The organism is Wolbachia endosymbiont of Bemisia tabaci, assembly GCF_003999585.1.
GTDB lineage: Bacteria > Pseudomonadota > Alphaproteobacteria > Rickettsiales > Anaplasmataceae > Wolbachia.
Genome location: NZ_CP016430.1, coordinates 322,958 through 340,604 on the forward strand (window position 1 = coordinate 322,958; position 17,647 = coordinate 340,604).

17 protein-coding genes, 1 other RNA gene and 1 pseudogene are annotated in these 17,647 nt (G+C 33.9%); 11 read left to right on the forward strand and 8 right to left on the reverse strand.

Going from position 1 to position 17,647, the window contains the following annotated elements; translation table 11 throughout:
- Positions 1-6: 6 nt before the first annotated feature.
- A complete protein-coding gene (locus tag BBB02_RS01455) occupies positions 7-777 on the reverse strand; it encodes a polysaccharide deacetylase family protein (protein ID WP_127463732.1) in 771 nt (256 codons plus the stop codon).
- 120 nt (positions 778-897) lie between these two features.
- Between BBB02_RS01455 and BBB02_RS01460 the strand changes: the two genes are divergently transcribed.
- The 6 genes from BBB02_RS01460 to BBB02_RS01490 all read left to right on the forward strand — a co-directional run bounded on the left by BBB02_RS01460 (position 898) and on the right by BBB02_RS01490 (position 6,458).
- On the forward strand, positions 898-2,400 hold the full coding sequence (locus BBB02_RS01460; RefSeq protein WP_127463733.1) for a YifB family Mg chelatase-like AAA ATPase: 1,503 nt from the start codon (positions 898-900) through the stop codon (positions 2,398-2,400).
- 76 nt (positions 2,401-2,476) lie between these two features.
- A complete protein-coding gene (locus BBB02_RS01465) occupies positions 2,477-2,950 on the forward strand; it encodes a hypothetical protein (protein ID WP_127463734.1) in 474 nt (157 codons plus the stop codon).
- Positions 2,951-3,234: 284 nt separating this feature from the next.
- Positions 3,235-4,419 carry a cell division protein FtsZ gene (gene ftsZ, locus BBB02_RS01470; protein ID WP_017532128.1) on the forward strand — a complete coding sequence of 395 codons (1,185 nt, stop codon included), beginning with the start codon at positions 3,235-3,237 and terminating at the stop codon, positions 4,417-4,419.
- Positions 4,419-4,817, forward strand: coding sequence for an EVE domain-containing protein (locus BBB02_RS01475; RefSeq protein WP_127463735.1), 399 nt, complete (start codon positions 4,419-4,421; stop codon positions 4,815-4,817). Before ftsZ ends, BBB02_RS01475 begins: the two co-directional genes overlap by 1 nt.
- Before the next feature lie 339 nt (positions 4,818-5,156).
- Positions 5,157-5,615, forward strand: a complete 459-nt coding sequence (gene ybeY, locus BBB02_RS01485; RefSeq protein ID WP_127463737.1) for an rRNA maturation RNase YbeY — start codon at positions 5,157-5,159, stop codon at positions 5,613-5,615.
- Positions 5,616-5,669: 54 nt separating this feature from the next.
- Positions 5,670-6,458, forward strand: a complete 789-nt coding sequence (locus tag BBB02_RS01490; protein ID WP_127463738.1) for a succinate dehydrogenase iron-sulfur subunit — start codon at positions 5,670-5,672, stop codon at positions 6,456-6,458.
- 3 nt (positions 6,459-6,461) lie between these two features.
- Here BBB02_RS01490 and BBB02_RS01495 read toward each other — a convergent pair whose 3' ends face one another.
- The 4 genes from BBB02_RS01495 to BBB02_RS01510 all read right to left on the reverse strand — a co-directional run bounded on the left by BBB02_RS01495 (position 6,462) and on the right by BBB02_RS01510 (position 9,900).
- Positions 6,462-7,598 carry a hypothetical protein gene (locus tag BBB02_RS01495; protein ID WP_127463739.1) on the reverse strand — a complete coding sequence of 379 codons (1,137 nt, stop codon included), beginning with the start codon at positions 7,596-7,598 and terminating at the stop codon, positions 6,462-6,464.
- Between the two features lie 35 nt (positions 7,599-7,633).
- Positions 7,634-8,425: a GNAT family N-acetyltransferase gene (locus BBB02_RS01500; RefSeq protein WP_127463740.1), complete on the reverse strand. Its 792-nt coding sequence runs from the start codon at positions 8,423-8,425 to the stop codon at positions 7,634-7,636.
- Positions 8,415-8,840, reverse strand: coding sequence for a phosphatidylglycerophosphatase A family protein (locus BBB02_RS01505; RefSeq protein ID WP_245970155.1), 426 nt, complete (start codon positions 8,838-8,840; stop codon positions 8,415-8,417). The genes BBB02_RS01500 and BBB02_RS01505 overlap by 11 nt, the downstream gene beginning before the upstream one ends.
- 76 nt (positions 8,841-8,916) lie before the next feature.
- Positions 8,917-9,900, reverse strand: a complete 984-nt coding sequence (locus tag BBB02_RS01510) for an NAD(P)H-dependent glycerol-3-phosphate dehydrogenase (protein WP_127463742.1) — start codon at positions 9,898-9,900, stop codon at positions 8,917-8,919.
- Positions 9,901-10,223: 323 nt separating this feature from the next.
- Between BBB02_RS01510 and BBB02_RS01515 the strand changes: the two genes are divergently transcribed.
- A complete protein-coding gene (locus BBB02_RS01515; RefSeq protein WP_127463743.1) occupies positions 10,224-10,994 on the forward strand; it encodes a response regulator transcription factor in 771 nt (256 codons plus the stop codon).
- Between the two features lie 81 nt (positions 10,995-11,075).
- Positions 11,076-11,284: pseudogene (locus BBB02_RS06325) on the forward strand (IS66 family transposase); the annotation flags it as partial.
- A gap of 48 nt (positions 11,285-11,332) precedes the next feature.
- Here BBB02_RS06325 and rnpB read toward each other — a convergent pair.
- Positions 11,333-11,682: RNase P RNA component class A (gene rnpB, locus BBB02_RS01520), an RNA gene on the reverse strand.
- 157 nt (positions 11,683-11,839) lie between these two features.
- Positions 11,840-13,972, reverse strand: coding sequence for a hypothetical protein (locus BBB02_RS01525; protein WP_127463744.1), 2,133 nt, complete (start codon positions 13,970-13,972; stop codon positions 11,840-11,842).
- Positions 13,973-14,232: 260 nt separating this feature from the next.
- On the opposite strand from BBB02_RS01525, the gene nuoE reads away from it, so the two are divergent.
- From nuoE to BBB02_RS01540, 3 genes are all read left to right on the forward strand, one after another.
- Positions 14,233-14,733, forward strand: a complete 501-nt coding sequence (gene nuoE, locus BBB02_RS01530; RefSeq protein WP_127463745.1) for an NADH-quinone oxidoreductase subunit NuoE — start codon at positions 14,233-14,235, stop codon at positions 14,731-14,733.
- Positions 14,734-15,951, forward strand: coding sequence for a tRNA guanosine(34) transglycosylase Tgt (gene tgt / locus BBB02_RS01535; RefSeq protein WP_127463746.1), 1,218 nt, complete (start codon positions 14,734-14,736; stop codon positions 15,949-15,951).
- A 103-nt stretch (positions 15,952-16,054) separates the two neighbouring features.
- Entirely contained in the window at positions 16,055-16,372 is a 318-nt protein-coding gene (locus BBB02_RS01540; RefSeq protein WP_127463747.1) for a WD_0736 family protein, read from the forward strand.
- Here BBB02_RS01540 and BBB02_RS01545 read toward each other — a convergent pair.
- The gene (locus BBB02_RS01545; protein ID WP_127463748.1) at positions 16,369-17,646 is read right to left on the reverse strand and encodes a M16 family metallopeptidase; all 1,278 of its coding nucleotides are present in this window, start codon (positions 17,644-17,646) and stop codon (positions 16,369-16,371) included. The two genes, BBB02_RS01540 and BBB02_RS01545, sit on opposite strands and share 4 nt — an antisense overlap.
- Between the last annotated feature and the right edge of the window lies 1 nt (position 17,647).

Here is a 17,647-nt window from a genome sequence, read left to right on the forward strand (position 1 = left end):
ACGCACTCATTCTCCTTTTATCGACACATTTCTAGCTTTCACTACATCACAAACCCTTTCTTCCCACTCACTTAAGGTAACAAGTTTGTAACCCGATTTTTTTAGTATTTCAATAATCTGAGATAAAGCTTCAACTGTATTTGATTTGTTATCGTGATCATGGAACAATATAATCGCTCCATTGTGTACATTGCTTAAAACTCTTTCAACCAGAATTTCTGATTTATCGCCTTGCCAGTCCAGAGAATCAACTGTCCATAGTATGGAACACATATTTAATCGATTAGTATTTTCGATCAAATTATCATTGTGACATCCATATGGTGGACGAAACCATTTTACATTCTGTTCTGTTGCATTTTTAATTGCCACATTTGTCCTTTCCAATTCTTGCAATTGCTCCTCACTTGAAAGTGATGTCAACTTCCTATGCGACCAAGAATGATTACCTAATTCATGACCTGCTTTATGGATTTTGTTTACTATTTCAGATGTTTTTTTATTTATACGCTCACCAAGCACAAAAAATGTCGCTTTTGTTTTATTGCTCTCCAGAATATTAATAATATCTCCTGCTCTATTATAAGACGGTCCATCATCAAACGTAAGTGCAACGAACTTATCTTTGTTATTTAATAATTTCTTTATATTACTTAAATTTCTATATGATAGATCCAAATCACAACTGAGCCCACGATATGGTAAGTTAAAGTTACAATCACTACAGAAAACTGCGCTTGAATATAGCAAAAGAAAAGCGATTATTCTTATAAACATATATAATCAGCAAAGTGATAGAGTACTACACTTTTTTGCTAAATTAAACCACTTTTAACAGCTACTGTTTACTTCATTACTTTGTCAATATACTATATTAATAACTTTATATAATATAGTATGATTGCAAATATAAATACCGTTGCACTTCAGGGAACCAGCACAGTAAATGTTAATGCACAAATTCACATGGCAAATGGTATTCCAGCTTTTAATATTGTTGGACTGCCGGATAAAACTGTTGCAGAATCCAGAGAGCGCATCAGAGCAGCGTTAAATTCAATCAATCTTCTGTTACCTCCAAAAAGAATCACAGTTAATCTTTCCCCTGCGGATTTGCTTAAAGAAGGTAGTCATTATGACTTAGCTATTGCCGTTGGATTACTTGTTGTAATGAATGTGATACCAGTTGAAAAAGTTCAGTCTTATATAATTATGGGCGAGCTTGCACTAGACAGCAGAGTCATACCAATCTCAGGAGTACTTCCAACAGCAATCAATGCAAAACAGGCAAATAAAGGAATAATTTGCCCAAGGGGAAATGGAGTAGAAGCTTCATGGGTAAAGAATGTTTCTATTCTAGCTATAGAGAAATTAACCGATATTATCAGACATTTTAAGGGTGAGCAGTTAATTCAGCCGGTAACTTTTAACTATAGCGCTGCACCCAAAGAAAAAAATTCAGTTCCAGATATAAAGGATATTAAAGGTCAAGTTGTTGCAAAAAGAGCAGCTGAAATTGCAGCAGCAGGTGGACACAATATGCTTCTTGTTGGACCTCCTGGTACTGGAAAATCAATGCTTGCTAAGCGATTTATAGGGCTATTACCTGATTTGACTGAGCAGGAGATGATTGATGTTAATATTATCTCTAGCATAACAAAAGCCGGTAACGAAACATTTAAAGTAACTCGTCCCTTTCGTGAACCTCATCACTCATGCTCGATGTCAGCGATGATAGGAGGAGGAAAAAATGCAAAGCCTGGAGAAATCACCATGGCTCACAATGGCGTGTTATTTCTTGATGAGCTACCTGAATTTCCAAGGCTTGTGCTTGATTCTTTGCGCCAACCACTTGAAGATAGAAAAGTAACTATTGCACGTGCAAATGCGCACATTACCTATCCAGCTAACTTTCAACTTATAGCTGCAATGAATCCTTGCAGGTGCGGTTATTTAGGTGATGCAAGTAGATCATGTAGCAAAGCTCCAAAGTGTGGCACAGATTATAGAAATAAAATATCAGGGCCTTTGCTTGATAGAATAGATATATGCATTGAAATGCCAAACGTCAGTATACTCTCTCCTGAAATTTCTTCAGAGGGAGAAAACACTAAAAATATTAGAAAAAGAGTAATAGCAGCGAGAAAAATTCAAGCTGAGCGTTATAGTAGATTGAATATTCGTTGTAATGCAGAAGTAAGTGGTGAAGCATTAACTGAGCCAGATGAGGAAGGGTTAGAATTACTAAAATATGTGCTAAAAGAAAACTATATTTCCAATCGGGGTTATGTGCGCATATTAAGAGTTGCAAGAACGATTGCAGATCTTGCAAAAAGTGAAAGAGTCAAGAGAGCACACATCGCTGAAGCGCTAAATTACAGAATAAGAATGTATAAATAAATTCATTTACTTGACGGGCAGCTTTTTTTATCATATATCATCTTTAGTGAAATTTTAATATTTTTGGAGTAGAGTTATGGCTAAAATTGAAACAATAAAAAATAAATATAAAAATGAAGGACTTTGGTCAGCAGTTAAAGAAGTTCCTGTGCAAGGTTGGGGTCTTGTAAAAGAAAATCCGTATAAAACAGCTGCTACTTTTGCAGCAATTGCACTAGTAACTTCACTTACAGCTGCTTATTTCTTAAGTCCAGCTTATGCAACTTTTGTTGGTACAGTTGGAACAAAAGCTGCAACACTTGTTAGTCCTGCGATTACTGCAATGTCTGCATTTGCAGTTGCTCATCCACTCATTGCTAGTTTGGTAGTTCTTGCTGCAGTAACAGCTTTAATAGCTGCACCTGTGTATGCATATAAAAACAGTAATAAGGCAGCTCAAGTTGAGAAAGTAGCAGAAGTGCTGAATAACAGTAATATTACAGAACCAGATACTAAACTAAATGATATTAAGCAAGTACTTGGCTTAGGAAATGCACAAGTTGTTAATTAATTTTTAACAAAAATCAAGAAAAGGGATAGGCTTCTATCCCTTTTTTACAATTTTTTTTTGCATCTTAAGTAGTGTTATTTGAAAGTCTATAATCATTACATCTACTGGTTAATAATGTTAAGAATAAGTAAATCTTGTTTACTATTTGCTACTGATTAATAATGTTAAGAATAAGTAAATCTTGTTTACTATTTGCATATATCAAAATGAAAAATGTTTGCATATTGTTAAAAAGATAGTAACTTGTTATCAAGTGAATTCACTAATATTTGAGTAAAATTTAAATGTCAATCGACCTTAGTTTACCAGAACTACCTATATTACACCCAAGGATTACCGTTGTGGGAGTGGGTGGTGCTGGTGGAAATGCTGTGAACAACATGATTCAATCCAATTTACAAGGAGTAAATTTTGTTGTAGCAAATACCGATGCTCAAGCGTTAGAGAAGTCATTATGTGATAAAAAAATTCAACTTGGTATCAACTTAACTAAGGGTCTTGGTGCTGGTGCTTTGCCTGATGTTGGTAAAGGTGCAGCAGAAGAATCAATTGATGAAATTATGGAGCATATAAAAGATAGCCATATGCTCTTTATCACAGCAGGGATGGGTGGTGGTACTGGAACAGGTGCTGCACCGGTAATTGCAAAAGCAGCCAGAGAAGCAAGAGCGGTAGTTAAAGATAAAGGAGCAAAAGAAAAAAAGATACTGACTGTTGGAGTTGTAACTAAGCCGTTCGGTTTTGAAGGTGTGCGACGTATGCGCATTGCAGAGCTTGGACTTGAAGAATTGCAAAAATACGTAGATACACTTATTGTCATTCCCAATCAAAATTTATTTAGAATTGCTAACGAGAAAACTACATTTGCTGACGCATTTCAACTCGCCGATAATGTTCTGCATATTGGCATAAGAGGAGTAACTGATTTGATGATCATGCCAGGACTGATTAATCTTGATTTTGCTGATATAGAAACAGTAATGAGTGAGATGGGTAAAGCAATGATTGGTACTGGAGAGGCAGAAGGAGAAGATAGGGCAATTAGCGCTGCAGAGGCTGCGATATCTAATCCATTACTTGATAATGTATCAATGAAAGGTGCACAAGGAATATTGATTAATATTACTGGTGGTGGAGATATGACTCTATTTGAAGTTGATGCTGCAGCCAATAGAGTGCGTGAAGAAGTGGATGAAAATGCAAATATAATATTTGGTGCTACTTTTGATCAGGCGATGGAGGGAAGAGTTAGAGTTTCTGTTCTTGCAACTGGCATTGATAGCTGTAACGACAATTCATCTGTTAATCAAAACAAGATCCCAGCAGAGGAAAAAAATTTTAAATGGCCTTATAATCAAATTCCAATATCAGAAACAAAAGAATATGCTTCAACTGAGCAAACAAATGAAAGAGTTAAGTGGGGCAGCAACGTTTATGATATACCAGCTTATCTAAGAAGAAAAAAATAATGCAATTTTGGCTACTAAAGTCAGAGCCAAGCGAATACTCGTGGCAAAAAATGGGAAAGGAGCAGGTGACACAGTGGAATGGTGTATACAATTATCAAGCTCAAAATTACATGAGAGCTATGAAATTAGGCGATCTTGCATTTTTTTATCATACAGGTAAAGAGAGAGTTATACTTGGAATAGTTGAAGTATTAAAGGAGTATTATCATGTTTATAATTCCAAATTTGGACTAGTGAATGTAAAACTTTTGAAACCTTTAAGTAACCAAGTGACGTTAAACAGTATAAAACAAAACCCACTTTTGAAAAATATGATTATATTAAAACAATCACGTTTATCAGTTTCTCCAGTTTTAGAGACTGAGTGGAATGAAATAATAAGGATGAGTGATGTGTAATACCTGTTGCCAAACAATATTACCTCAGCACACAACATACAGCTGTATGAGTATTTGTTTCGAAGTAGCCGATTTTTCATCAAACACAAAGCAGTGCTTGACACTGGAATCCAGCTGTAATGCAACCACATTAAAAATGTTGTGTTTTAATATAGCTTTTATATTCACTCACCTAATGTCTAATCAGAATTCCTGGATCCCAGTGTCGGAGCACTGGGATGACATACTTCTAGTGTACAATATTCGTATAGTTGTGTGTATGATACGATGGTCTATAATTCTTCTTTTTGGGGTTCCAATGTCAAGTGATGGGATAATGTCCTTTCTGGTGCTTTATTCATGTTAGAAGTAAATATTCTTGATAAGAGGTGGCATAGTATTACGAAGGACCCACAGAGTTTTGTATTAAATATTATTAACGCTTCTCTAAAAGAATTAAAAATAGATCATTATAAACCAAATATATCAATAGTTCTCGCTGATGATAACTTGCTACATCAACTTAATCTTAAGTTTAGAGAAATAGATAAGCCAACTAATGTACTATCATTTCCATGCGAACAGTTATCTAGTGAATGTGATCTAGGAGACATAGCAATTGCAGTAGATACAATAGAAAGAGAGTCTCATGAGTACTGTATATCTATCCTCACTCACACTGCACACATGTTAGTTCATGGATTGCTGCATTTACTTGGCTATGATCATCAAAAAGAAGATGAAGAAATTATAATGAAAAGTTTAGAGAGCAAGATTTTAGCTTTGCTTGAATTTGAAAAGGAAAAGTATGGTAGATAATATCAAAATATGTTATCTACAAAAAAGGGGTTTTAGCTGTAAAAGGTAAGCAATATGGTTCAGTTTTCTTTACCAAAAAATTCTAAAGTTAATAAAAAGGGCAAGGTTTATCCTACTCCTACTGGAGCAAAAAATATTAGAAGATTTCAAATTTATCGTTGGTCTGCTGATGATGATAAAAATCCAAGAATAGACACATTTTTTATCGATATGGATAATTGTGGTCCTATGGTACTTGATGCATTAATAAAAATAAAGGATGAAATAGATTCAACCTTAACTTTTAGACGCTCTTGCAGAGAAGGAATATGCGGATCTTGTGCAATGAATATTGATGGTACCAACACTCTTGCATGCACTAAATCTATACATGATATAAAAGGTGAAGTAAAAATATATCCACTACCTCATATGTATATAGTAAAGGATCTAGTTCCAGATCTAAGCCAATTTTATGAGCAATACAAATCAATTAAACCTTGGTTACAAACAGATAAATCTGCCTTACAAAATAAAGAATACTTTCAATCTCCTGAAGATAGAAAAAAATTGGATGGTCTGTCTGATTGTATACTATGTGCTTGCTGTTCAACTGGTTGCCCAAGCTATTGGTGGAATAGTGATAAATTTTTAGGGCCAGCAATATTACTGCAAGCTTATAGATGGATTGCTGACAGTCGTGATAATAAGAAAGAAGAAAGACTTGCTTCTTTAAACGACCCATTTAAGTTGTATCGTTGTCATACAATAATGAATTGTACAAAAACCTGCCCGAAAGGGCTTAATCCAGCAAGAGCGATAGCAAAAGTAAAACAGCTTATGGTAGAGAGAGAAGGAATTTGAGTGTTATTTCTGGCACTCTTCGTAAGAAAATAGTAGACACTCTGAAGCGTAGGGTATTGTTAATACTCTAAACGTTCTTCCATCCATGAAATGTATTGTTTCACCATATGATTCCAGTAATCTTTTAAACAACTCATGTCTTTGATTATTAATAGTTTGAAAATCCTTTTTTCCTAAGAGCTTTTTAGATTCAAATAGGTGAAGCATAATCTCGTGATAAGTTGGATAAGACTCCAAAAATTTTGGATCAAACTGAAAAGTTTTTATAAAAGCATTATTATAAAATTTTAGCTTTTGATTCTTACCATATATCGCTACAGCAATCGATAGCTTCTCAAGCAAACTTTCTTGTGCAGCTAAACAATTGCTTAGCTCAGTATGTAATTTTTTTTCATCACTAATATCTTTTCCATACATTACTATGCTATTAGAATTTTGCATTGGAACTTCAACAAAATTAAAAACCTTAGGTTCGTTCTTGTAAGTTATTACACACTTTCCTGGTTTTACGTTATAGGAGCCACTCGCAACAGTAAATTTTTTAGAGCTGCCTATATATTTATCATAAAATAAGTTATAAAACCTTACTTTTTTATTCTTATTGTGCTTCAGTATTGGAAATGGTAAAGAGTCAAAAATTTTTTTATAGTTCTCCAATTCTCGCATAAGCTTACTATTTTCTAACTCAAGTTCATTAGCTTTTATCTTATAATCGGAGATATTCCTTATCCATAACAACACACCAATCACATTATTAGAATAATCTATTATGCTTTTACCATAACATGTGCAATAAACCTCACTGTCTTTTGACTTTAAATCTAGAGTAAAAGATTTATTTATTTCCTTTGCCTCAGCAAAACTTTTAATTAAGCTTTCTGATTGCTCAAAAAAATTTACAAACTCATTAAATGAATAAAAAACAGTATTAAGCAAAATTAGTAAATTGGGAGAAAATTTTTCTATACGTTTTTTTGCGTCCCAAATATAAAATCCATCATTCACAGTATCTATTAAATTATTTATGATAACATTTTGATGTTGTAAGTCCTTAATTTTATTACTAATTTTTAATTTAGAATATGAGAAAAAGAAGAATACTAGAATTAGTAGTAAAACTATTTCATACAAAAAAAACATAGTATTCTAAAACAAATAGAAAAATTTGTAACCTCTCAGCAAAGAGATTGTACTGAAGAGGTATATAAGTGAAGATTGCCCAATACCCTAAAGCCTAATCTCTTATAAAGGTTTACAGAAGGTTTCATGCAATGTGCTACTATGTATTTGCATTCAAATTGCCTAGCTATCTTTATTCTTTCTAGAACCATTTGAGTTCCTATTCCACGACCCCTGTAAATTGGTAAAACTCCATCGCTATAAAAACCAGCTATGCTGTCTTGAATATACAGACCGCATGTTCCAACAATTTCGTTATTTAGCATTACAAGAAAAAATCTTAACCTTGAGCTCTTATCATCATAATTCGATAATTGGCGAAAAAATGTGCTAACAATACTAATTCTGTGATAAAAAATTTTAGAAGTGTGTAAATCTAATTGCTCTAAGAGCTCACTACTATTTACAACATTGAACTTCAAATTTGGAACAGCATCATCAGGCAAAAAATAATCTTTTATATTGAGTAAAACTTTTTTTGGTGTGCTAACGTGTTTTATTTCGCATTTTTCTAAAACACCCCCTATTTTTATACGTGAACTTATTATCCATGTTGCTTCTATATTTCGTGCTTTGAGATAATCTAGAGTTCTGCATATGGAAAGCTCAGTACATTGATCTTCACAAAACACAAAATTAAATAATGATTCTCTGGTACCATTTACTGTAAATATAACATTATCAAATTCATCATGTATTTCCCACTTGGACAAATTCGTTGCATAAAGTATATAATCCTTTAGGTTCTGAATAATTAAGCTTGAATAACAAATTTTTTTATTCTGCATAAACCAACAATAAACAATAAAAGGCTCCTATAAAAACAAAGGCTAAAGTTGCAGCTACAACATCATCTAGCATAATACCTAAAGGACCTTTTGTATTTTTATCAATCAAATTTATAGGCCACACTTTTATTATATCAAAAAACCTAAAGGAGAAAAAGCACACCAACAATACAGAGCTATTCATTTCTTGTTCTAATAATATTGAAACTAGAAGTACTGTCAGCAATTGACCAACTACTTCATCAATTACTACCTCTTTTGGATCATGCGGAGCTTTGTAATGTTGTATATAATTGCCTGTAGACCATAATCCAACTAAGAATAAAAAAAAAATAATTGCTGTACCTAAAATTCTGTCATTGAGTAATATAGGAACAATTGGGTAAGCAGCCAAGCTGCCTATAGTACCTGGCATGTTTTTTACCGTGCCAGATAGCCACCATGTTGATATTAATTTATATAAAAATTTCACAATATACCGAAATATAAAACTAATTTACAAGAACAGAAATAGTATCTTCTATAGAAGTATTTTCATATAGCAATCTATAGATCGCTTCACATATGGGCATTTTTATTTTTAGCTTTTCTGCTAAATCAAATGCAGACTTAGCAGTGTTAAAACCTTCAATTACCGACTTACCTTCTGATAAAATCTGCTGAACATCAAATCCATTGTTACTATTACCTATTTTAAACCCAAAAGATAGGTTTCTTGAATTCAAGGATGTGCATGTCATTACTAAATCACCTAAACATGAAGGACCGAGCAAAGTATCCATGTTGATATTGTTGTTACCAACTTTTGCTAAGTACAAAGTTTTAATTTCATTCATACTTTTTGTAATCAACGCTGCATGAGTATTAAACCCGAGTTTTCTACCAAAAATAATTCCACATGCTATAGCAAAAACATTTTTTAATGCTGCACAAATCTGTACTCCTATAATGTCGTTACTAAACTCCAACTTAACATTTTCTTGTTGCAGCTCCGATACTAGCTTTGAACCTAATGTGTTATTTTGGCACGCAAGAACCATTGAATAGGGCGATTTTTTTGCAACTTCTATAGCAAAACTAGGGCCTGAAAAAATAGCAATAGGATTGTTAGGTAAAACTTCATTTACTATTTCGCTAGGTAATTTTAATGTAGATTCTTCTATTCCCTTACAAGCTAAAATTATTGCTACATCTTTTTTCAGATTACAATTATACAATTGCTGACATACCTCCCTTAGAGACTGAGTGGGAACAGCTAGAATTATTACTGAAGCATTAACTGCATCTTCAATAGCTAATTTTACTGACACATTATCAGAAATTGGATAATCAGGTAGCTTGTCACTTTCTCTTTTCTCTTTAATTGATTCAAATATGGCCTTATTGCGAGTCCACAAAATTACATTTTTCTTACTACTTAATGAAATCGCAATTGCTGTACCCCATGCGCCAGCACCTAAAACTGATATTACCACTCAATATTCCTGAAATTATTACTTATAATTTAAAACTATAGAATAAGTAAATTAAAAATATAACATAAAAGTATAAAATAGTTTAAATATCTATTAACCTAAGTATTCTTTTAATAAAAATAGCTTCTATTCAATATTTACTAAAAATAGTATTATTATAGTATATCTATTGTATTTTAGATCTGTTTGTATAATTTTGGAACAACACATTAACTATTAATTAATAAGTGTAATTTCTATTATTCATTAATAAAAATTTGATTTGTTACTTTCCTTGGTTATATATATTACTAAAATTATAAATTATTTATGGGGTGTAAAATATGCGTATATTATTAATTGAAGATGATCAAGTAAGTGCAAAGACTGTAGTTAATGCCTTAACTTCTGATGGACATTTTTGCGACGTTGTTACTTCTGCACAAGATTATAACAATAATATGGTTTCTTCAAACGGAGATTACTATGACCTAGTTATTTTAGATATACACTTGCCTGGTGATATTGACGGATATGATATATTGCTAAGATTAAGAAGTGCAAAAATCAAAGTTCCTGTTTTAATACTTTCGTGTATCTCCGCTGCCAACCATAAAGCTAAAGGACTTGGGTATGGTGCCGACGATTACTTAACCAAGCCATTTCACAAGAGCGAATTATTAGCTCGAATTAAGGCCATAGTCCGACGTACTAAAGGTCATCCCGAATCAGTGATAAAGATTGGTAATATGAATATCAACTTTGATCACAGGATTGTTGAGGTAAAAGGCAAAACAGTTCACCTTACTAACAAAGAGTATTCCATGATAGAATTGCTGGCATTACGTAAAGGAGCAGTGTTGACAAAAGAAATGTTTTTAAACCATCTTTACAATGGCTTGGACGAACCTTCAGACAACAAAATAGTTGATGTTTTTATGTGTAAATTACGTAAAAAACTTGAAAGTGCAAATGATGGAATAAGCCACATAGAAACCGTTTGGGGTAGAGGATATGTTCTAAAAGAGTATGTTGACGATGAAGAATACTCTAGTGCTAATATAAGCGAAAGCAGTAGTGACTATCAAGCAGAACAAGTGAAGGACAACGCATGAAATGCTTTATTCACCCATTTATTGAAGCAACAAAATAGGTAGATGAAATAAGATAAAAACCAATCGTAAAAGTGAGGTAACGTGGTTAGTCTTTTAGAACTTTATAAAGACTTGCAGCAAAAAATAGAAAAGTTGGAAGCTAAGCTAAAAAGTTATAGGTAAGAAAATAAGGTTCTAGAGATAGAGGGTGATGAGTTAAAGGAAAAGCTTTGTTAAGTTCAAAAGGAAATACAAAAAGAGATAAGCCAAGAAGTAAAAGGAATATAGGTGGTCAAATTGAGCGTATAGGATATGTGAAATGTTTGATACATTTACATAGTACGGCTGACATTCATGCATTGCCTAGGTGAAATATAAGCCGAGTTCTGTTTATGTAGCTATTTATCTGGAGTAAATGTTACCATTTACTTCATGCGATTTACCCGAGTAGATATGAGAAAAACATAAAATCTACTTCTATTTAATCTTGCTCCTAGTGTTGGTTACTTGACTACCAATGTTGCCATTGTTATGGTGCGCTCTTACCACACCTTTTCACCCTTGCCTAATAATATTTTAGGCGGTAATTTTCTGTAGCCCTATAACTGGAGTTACCTCCGGCGGGCGTTACCCGTCACTACCTTTTCTTGGAGCTCGGACTTTCCTCTGCTGTGTTTATCACACAACAGCAGCTACTTATTTCACCTAGAAATTATACTTTAACATTAAAATCACAAAAGCAAAAGAAAATTTCCTAACAGTCTACATACTAAAAACATTCAGACAAATAGCTAAAGGTGATATTCCGGTACATCATCGCTATCCCAAGATAAGCTTTTTTCACTTTTAGACTCTAGCTCAGTCAGTCAAGATCCTGGTCCACCGCTTGAAGACGATGAGCTACTTCTTGACCGACTACTACTCTCCACCGATATACTGTTTAGCACTGTTTCAGATTGATCCATAGTTCGCATAGATATATGTCTCATTCTGTTATTAGCGATAAAAATTTCTTCATCGCTATTGCCACTTGAAGATGATCGCCTTCTATCATTGAAATTAGTTAGTTCTAACACAGGGGCAGAATTACGACCCTTAACATATTTGTATGCTATGAATCCTATAATTCCAGCAATACTTATTATCGCTCCAACCAAAGACCCACCTATCATTCCTGCCCTATTAGACTCTATAGCAAGCTGAGTAGGCTGTGATGAAGGAGTAGTTTGAGGAAGTAAAGTTGTAGTGAGCAGAGTAGTTGTTGCTTTTGTTCTAGTACTTGGCATAATGGACAATGTTTGTACAGTTTTCTCTGAGTTTGTTGTTGGCGCATTAGTTGGCATTGTAGTAATCATAGTTGCTCGTGAGGTCGCAATAGTTTCAGCTACTGTTGTTGGTTCTGATGACGTACTCATCTTAGTTGTTAATTTTGCTAAAGGCTTACTCATCGTAGTACTGCTTGCTGTAAAAGTTGATCCAACAGTCGCTGCTGTAGATTTTACAGTACTTGTCTCAGTTTCTGAAGTTACTATCGGTGCACTAGTTGACGTTGTAGTAACTGTGGTCGCTTGTGGAGTAGTAGTTGTTTTTGCTACTGTTGTTGGCCCCACTGTTACTGTACTTGCTTGAGTTGTTGACTCTGTTAAAGGTTTACTTATTGTAGAAGTAGGTGCAACGGCTTCTGTTGTCAGTTTAGTAGTCTTCAAAGCGTCAGTTATTTTTATATCGGTAATTGCAGCAGTTGACCTCTCTTTAGAAGTCACAACTGTTTTCGTAGTAGTTATAGGAGATACAGTACTGCTGGAAATAATATTAGGCGTCAATCGACCGTTAATGATATTAACAAAATCACTGAGAGCTTTAATACTACTTGCCGGTATTATTGTTGCTTCAGAAGATTTTCCAGAGCTCTCTCTATTAAAAGTTATGATACTTTCTCCACTTACCGCAGTGACGATAAAACCTCCTTGGCCATTGTCTTTAACATACAATTGTTCTATAGGATCTTCACATTCACAAACAGTAAAATTTGATTTGAGTCCTTTCTTAGCAAGGCTTGCTAAATGCAATTCTTGCGTATTAGAAGATTGTTTTTTCGCAAGAAAAGCAACCTGATCATCGCCTTCAGTTTGTTTCACATACTGTAAAAAGCTTATTTCATATTCTCTGGAAAGAGATAGTGCTTTATTATCTACCTGACATCTCTTGCTAAGCAAACATTCATCTTTCTTTCCACTTTTCAGATCCTCAACCACTTTAGACATATCGAACTTAAAAATATTTGTTCTTACTTCTTGATTTTCAGGAACGTTTGGTCTCACTTGCGAATAAAGCATCGTATTTTCATCTAGTACTAATTGCCCTGGATTATCAAACTTGAATAATTTTCTTTCTATAATGTGCTTTGCTCCAGGTAAAGGTCTGAACTTTCCATCTCCTTTCGATTCTAAATACCAAGAAACTAAAGCTTGATCCTTTAAGTTATGAGCAATTACAACAACATTACCATTACCAACTTTTACTGCTTTTGGTTGAAAGTAACTATTGCCTTCATTTGCATCATTATCTTTGTTAATGTTCTTGTATAATTTTACTTTTCCTACGTATTCAACTAAGGGAATATTAGTTGAATGCTTGATTTCGTAGGTGTTGAATGTTAAGCCTTTGATGCACTTTTCTTTTTTGTTAATTTCTTCTGTAGGAAAGATAACTCCAACTTTATCTACTTCAGCTGAATTTTCTATTAGTGCGGGAGATAATTGGCTCTTAAATTCATTTGCTACGTTGACACCTGTATCACACTCGTATGTTTTTGATTGATATAATGGGCTAATAAGTAACTTTACTCTACTGCTTCCATTGCCGTTATCTTGATAGCTGAGTCCATAAGTAACTCCATTTCCTTCAATCAACCCTACGTTTTTTGGATTAAAACCTATCGCTTCTTTAACTTTCAGTATAGTTGTATTAACTCCAAGCAATCTACTTAATATAGACATAATTATATTTAAAATCTTAACAAAATGCTATTATGATGGGTACTTTGAAAGGCCTTTAGGAATTTTCCAGGGAGAAAGATTACAAAGTGGTGAAAAAGTTTCTCATGTAGATCAATTACAACGTAGAAAAAATAATGAGGTATGTCAAATTAGATCACCCTAAGCTTGATTTACAGCAGGTCTTAGATTATGCAAGAAGTCTAATTGCAATTGTTAGCTCTTCAAGTATAATTTGTTGAGATTTACAAGAGACTTATTAGATGAAAGAGAAAGAAGAGCAGTTTAGTTTTACATCAGACAACCTCAGAAAAGCGAAAAAGTCTATAGAGATGTATCCTAAAGGTAGAGAAGGTAGTGCCGTCATGCCTTTACTGTATCTGATTCAAGAGCAATGCGGATGGGTTTCTGAATCTGCTATGCGTTATGTTGCTGATATGCTGCATATTCCACATATTCGTGTATATGAAGTGGCAAATTTTTACACCATGTATAATTTAAAACCAGTAGGTAAATATCTCATACAAATTTGTAGAACAACTCCTTGCTGGTTATGCAATAGCGAAGAAGTGTTAAATAACTTTAAAAAGAAACTAGGAATCAATATCGGTGAAACTACTAAAGATAATCTATTTACTTTAAAGGAAGTTGAATGTCTTGGTGCATGCGTTAATGCCCCTGTGGTGCAGATCAATAATGACTTTTATGAAAATCTCACTCCTGAAAAAGTAGAAAACATTATAGCAGAACTTTCAAGAAAATAGATGAAAGAGAAATTTGCATTTCAGATAGCTAAACAATCAGGTTCTGCAAGAGTTGGTACAATTAAAACTCCAAATGGAAGTATAGAAACACCAGCATTTATATTTTGTGCAACCAAAGCTGCTATTAAAGCCGCAGATATCGAAAGAATCAGAGAAGCAGGTACTCAGATAATACTTTCTAACACCTATCATCTAATGCTCCAACCAGGGGAAGATACCGTAGCAAAACTTGGTGGATTGCACAAGATGATGGGATGGAGTGGACCAATGCTCACTGATTCTGGTGGATACCAGATATTTAGTTTAGGGCACGGGTCAGTTTCGGAAGAAATAAAGGGAGTAAGACAGAAACAAAAAACTCTGATCAAAATTAATGAAGATGGGGCAATTTTTCGTTCTTACATAAATGGTAAAATTTATTGCTTAACTCCTGAAAAATCTATACAAATTCAACAAAAATTAGGTGCAGATTTAATCCTAGTTTTGGATGAATGCACTCCATTTCATGTCAGCAAGGAGTACACAAGGAAATCGATGCTCATGAGCCATAGATGGGCTGAACGTTCTTTAAATGAGTTTGAAAAAAATAATGATGGCAAACAGGCGCTGTATGGAATTAGCCAAGGTGGAGTGTATCAAGATTTACGTAGAGAAAGTTGTGATTTTATCAACAATTTGCCGTTTTTTGGTCAAGCAATAGGTGGATCGCTTGGTCAGAGTAAAGAGCAGATGTATGATGTAGTTTCCTTTACTATGGAACATTTTAAAAAAGATAGGCCTACTCATTTGCTTGGTATTGGTGGAATTGTAGACATCTTTCATGGAGTAGAGCTTGGAGTTGATACATTTGATTGTGTGCATCCAACTCGCCTCGCAAGACATGGTGGCGCGCTTGTTAAAGTAAAAAATAGAGATTCTATTTCTTCAAAGTGCAAAGAGCATATTAATTTGCGAAATCAACGATTCGAACTAGATGATAACCCAATTGAAAATGACTGTTTGTGCTTTACTTGCAGAAAACATTCAAGAGCCTATATACACCATTTACTAAAAGCTAAAGAGTTGCTGGCTGCTTACACACTCGTTACCATTCACAACGTTTTCTTCATGAATAAGTTGATGGAATCAATAAGACAAGCAATATTGAATGATAGGCTAGATCAAGAAAAAAATAATTGGATTAGTGAAATACCGCTGCATTGTGAATTATATACCTAGTTCATATTTTGCACATGTGCGTTGCATTTTTTAATCTTCTTTAAAAACTTGACAGTACCGTATATATACGGATATACTAGAAGTATAATTTTGTGAGGCATTTATGGTTAAAAGTAAAGAAAAACATCAAATAGCGTTTTGTGTTTCAGCCTTTACACTCTTAGCTGGTTTATCACTGATCGCAATTGGAATTGCAGTGGGTACTGTACCTGCTATAGCTTCTTGTTTAGTGACAGGAGGAATTTTAACTGCCTTGTCTATTGTGCAATCAGTAGAAAGCTATTTATTTTTACAAAACAGCGAAAAAACTTTCAATAAAATGATTAGTGGTATATGCGATGAACCAGAAAGCAAACTTTTTATAGAAAGGATTTTGCAACCATTCATTAAACTTTTTAGTGAGAATAAGCAACATAATTAAAGTACACTAAGCATAGAAACCACTTTATCGTAACTTGGCAATGAATTAATTTCTCCAATCGCAGCTAAAGTAATTCTTTCATGCTGAGATAGCAATTCTTCTGCTGCTTTTTTTATATCATAAATAGTAACAGCACTAATTTTTTCTATGAGTTCATTTTTACTGATGTATTTATTATAGTTACCATAGTAGTGTCCTAATGTTTCAGCACGTGAGCTAACACTTTCGCGTGACATTAAAATTTGGGATTTTACTCGTTCTTTTACTCTATTTACTTCTTCTTCCTTTAGATCGTCTGTGGACAATTTCTTTAGCTCTGTCGTTATGGATTTTAAAAGCTTATCTAGATTACTACTATCTGTACCAGCAAAAATCGAAAGCATTCCTGTATCAGCATAACTAGAGTTGAATGAGTAAATAGAGTAAGCAAGACCCTGCTTTTCTCTTACTTCCTGAAATAGGCGTGATGACATTCCGCTTCCCAGTATGGCATCAAGAACTTTGAATGTGTGATATCTATTATCATCACGAGAAACACTAGGTAGACCAATTAATAAATGTACTTGATCTAATTTACGATGTTCTAAATACTCACCACCGGTATAACTTGCATTCTCGCTTTTTTTCAGCTCTTTTGAATGAATCTTTGAGAGAAAGTCTTTGATTAATTGAACAACTTCCTCATGTTCAACATTTCCTGCAGCAGCAAATATCATATTTCCGCCAAAGTAATGCTCATTTATGTAGTAGTTATCTAGATTAGCTCGAGTAAAAGATTTGACAGTATCTTGCGTACCCAAGATTGACCTACCAAATGGTTGATCTTTATAAGCTGCTTCAAAATACTTATCAAAAATGATATCGCTCGGTGAATCATTAGTTTGAAAAATCTCTTGTATTACAACACCCTTTTCGCGTTCCAATTCATCTTCTGGAAATATAGAATTCATCAATATATCTATTAATATATCAATTCCAGTTTTTATATCTTTTCTAAGAACCTTTGCGTAGTAACTGGTGCTTTCTCTACCGGTGCAGGCATTGAAAGCTCCACCTATGTCGTCAAAAGCTTTTGCAATTTCAAAAGCAGTTCTTGTCTTTGTTCCTTTGAAAGCCATGTGCTCTAGGAAATGGGATATTCCATTTTGGTTTGCGCTTTCTGCTCTACTGCCAACACCAACTCGTATATTTAAAGCTACAGAATCAACTTCATGCACTCGCTCAGTTATTATGCGCAGACCATTATCTAGTTTTGTTACTTGTGGTATATTCATC

What these genes read in the sequence shown, in the direction of transcription:
- nuoE (WP_127463745.1), top strand. Translation starts at nt 14,233, where the DNA reads ATGAAAGAGAAAGAAGAGCAGTTTAGTTTTACATCAGACAACCTCAGA.
- BBB02_RS01490 (WP_127463738.1), top strand. Translation starts at nt 5,670, where the DNA reads ATGGTTCAGTTTTCTTTACCAAAAAATTCTAAAGTTAATAAAAAGGGC.
- ybeY (WP_127463737.1), top strand. Translation starts at nt 5,157, where the DNA reads ATGTTAGAAGTAAATATTCTTGATAAGAGGTGGCATAGTATTACGAAG.
- ftsZ (WP_017532128.1), top strand. Translation starts at nt 3,235, where the DNA reads ATGTCAATCGACCTTAGTTTACCAGAACTACCTATATTACACCCAAGG.
- BBB02_RS01515 (WP_127463743.1), top strand. Translation starts at nt 10,224, where the DNA reads ATGCGTATATTATTAATTGAAGATGATCAAGTAAGTGCAAAGACTGTA.
- BBB02_RS01495 (WP_127463739.1), bottom strand. Translation starts at nt 7,598, where the DNA reads ATGTTTTTTTTGTATGAAATAGTTTTACTACTAATTCTAGTATTCTTC.
- BBB02_RS01525 (WP_127463744.1), bottom strand. Translation starts at nt 13,972, where the DNA reads ATGTCTATATTAAGTAGATTGCTTGGAGTTAATACAACTATACTGAAA.
- BBB02_RS01460 (WP_127463733.1), top strand. Translation starts at nt 898, where the DNA reads ATGATTGCAAATATAAATACCGTTGCACTTCAGGGAACCAGCACAGTA.
- BBB02_RS01505 (WP_245970155.1), bottom strand. Translation starts at nt 8,840, where the DNA reads ATGCCAGGTACTATAGGCAGCTTGGCTGCTTACCCAATTGTTCCTATA.
- BBB02_RS01545 (WP_127463748.1), bottom strand. Translation starts at nt 17,646, where the DNA reads ATGAATATACCACAAGTAACAAAACTAGATAATGGTCTGCGCATAATA.
- BBB02_RS01465 (WP_127463734.1), top strand. Translation starts at nt 2,477, where the DNA reads ATGGCTAAAATTGAAACAATAAAAAATAAATATAAAAATGAAGGACTT.
- BBB02_RS01540 (WP_127463747.1), top strand. Translation starts at nt 16,055, where the DNA reads ATGGTTAAAAGTAAAGAAAAACATCAAATAGCGTTTTGTGTTTCAGCC.
- BBB02_RS01455 (WP_127463732.1), bottom strand. Translation starts at nt 777, where the DNA reads ATGTTTATAAGAATAATCGCTTTTCTTTTGCTATATTCAAGCGCAGTT.
- BBB02_RS01475 (WP_127463735.1), top strand. Translation starts at nt 4,419, where the DNA reads ATGCAATTTTGGCTACTAAAGTCAGAGCCAAGCGAATACTCGTGGCAA.
- BBB02_RS01500 (WP_127463740.1), bottom strand. Translation starts at nt 8,425, where the DNA reads ATGCAGAATAAAAAAATTTGTTATTCAAGCTTAATTATTCAGAACCTA.
- tgt (WP_127463746.1), top strand. Translation starts at nt 14,734, where the DNA reads ATGAAAGAGAAATTTGCATTTCAGATAGCTAAACAATCAGGTTCTGCA.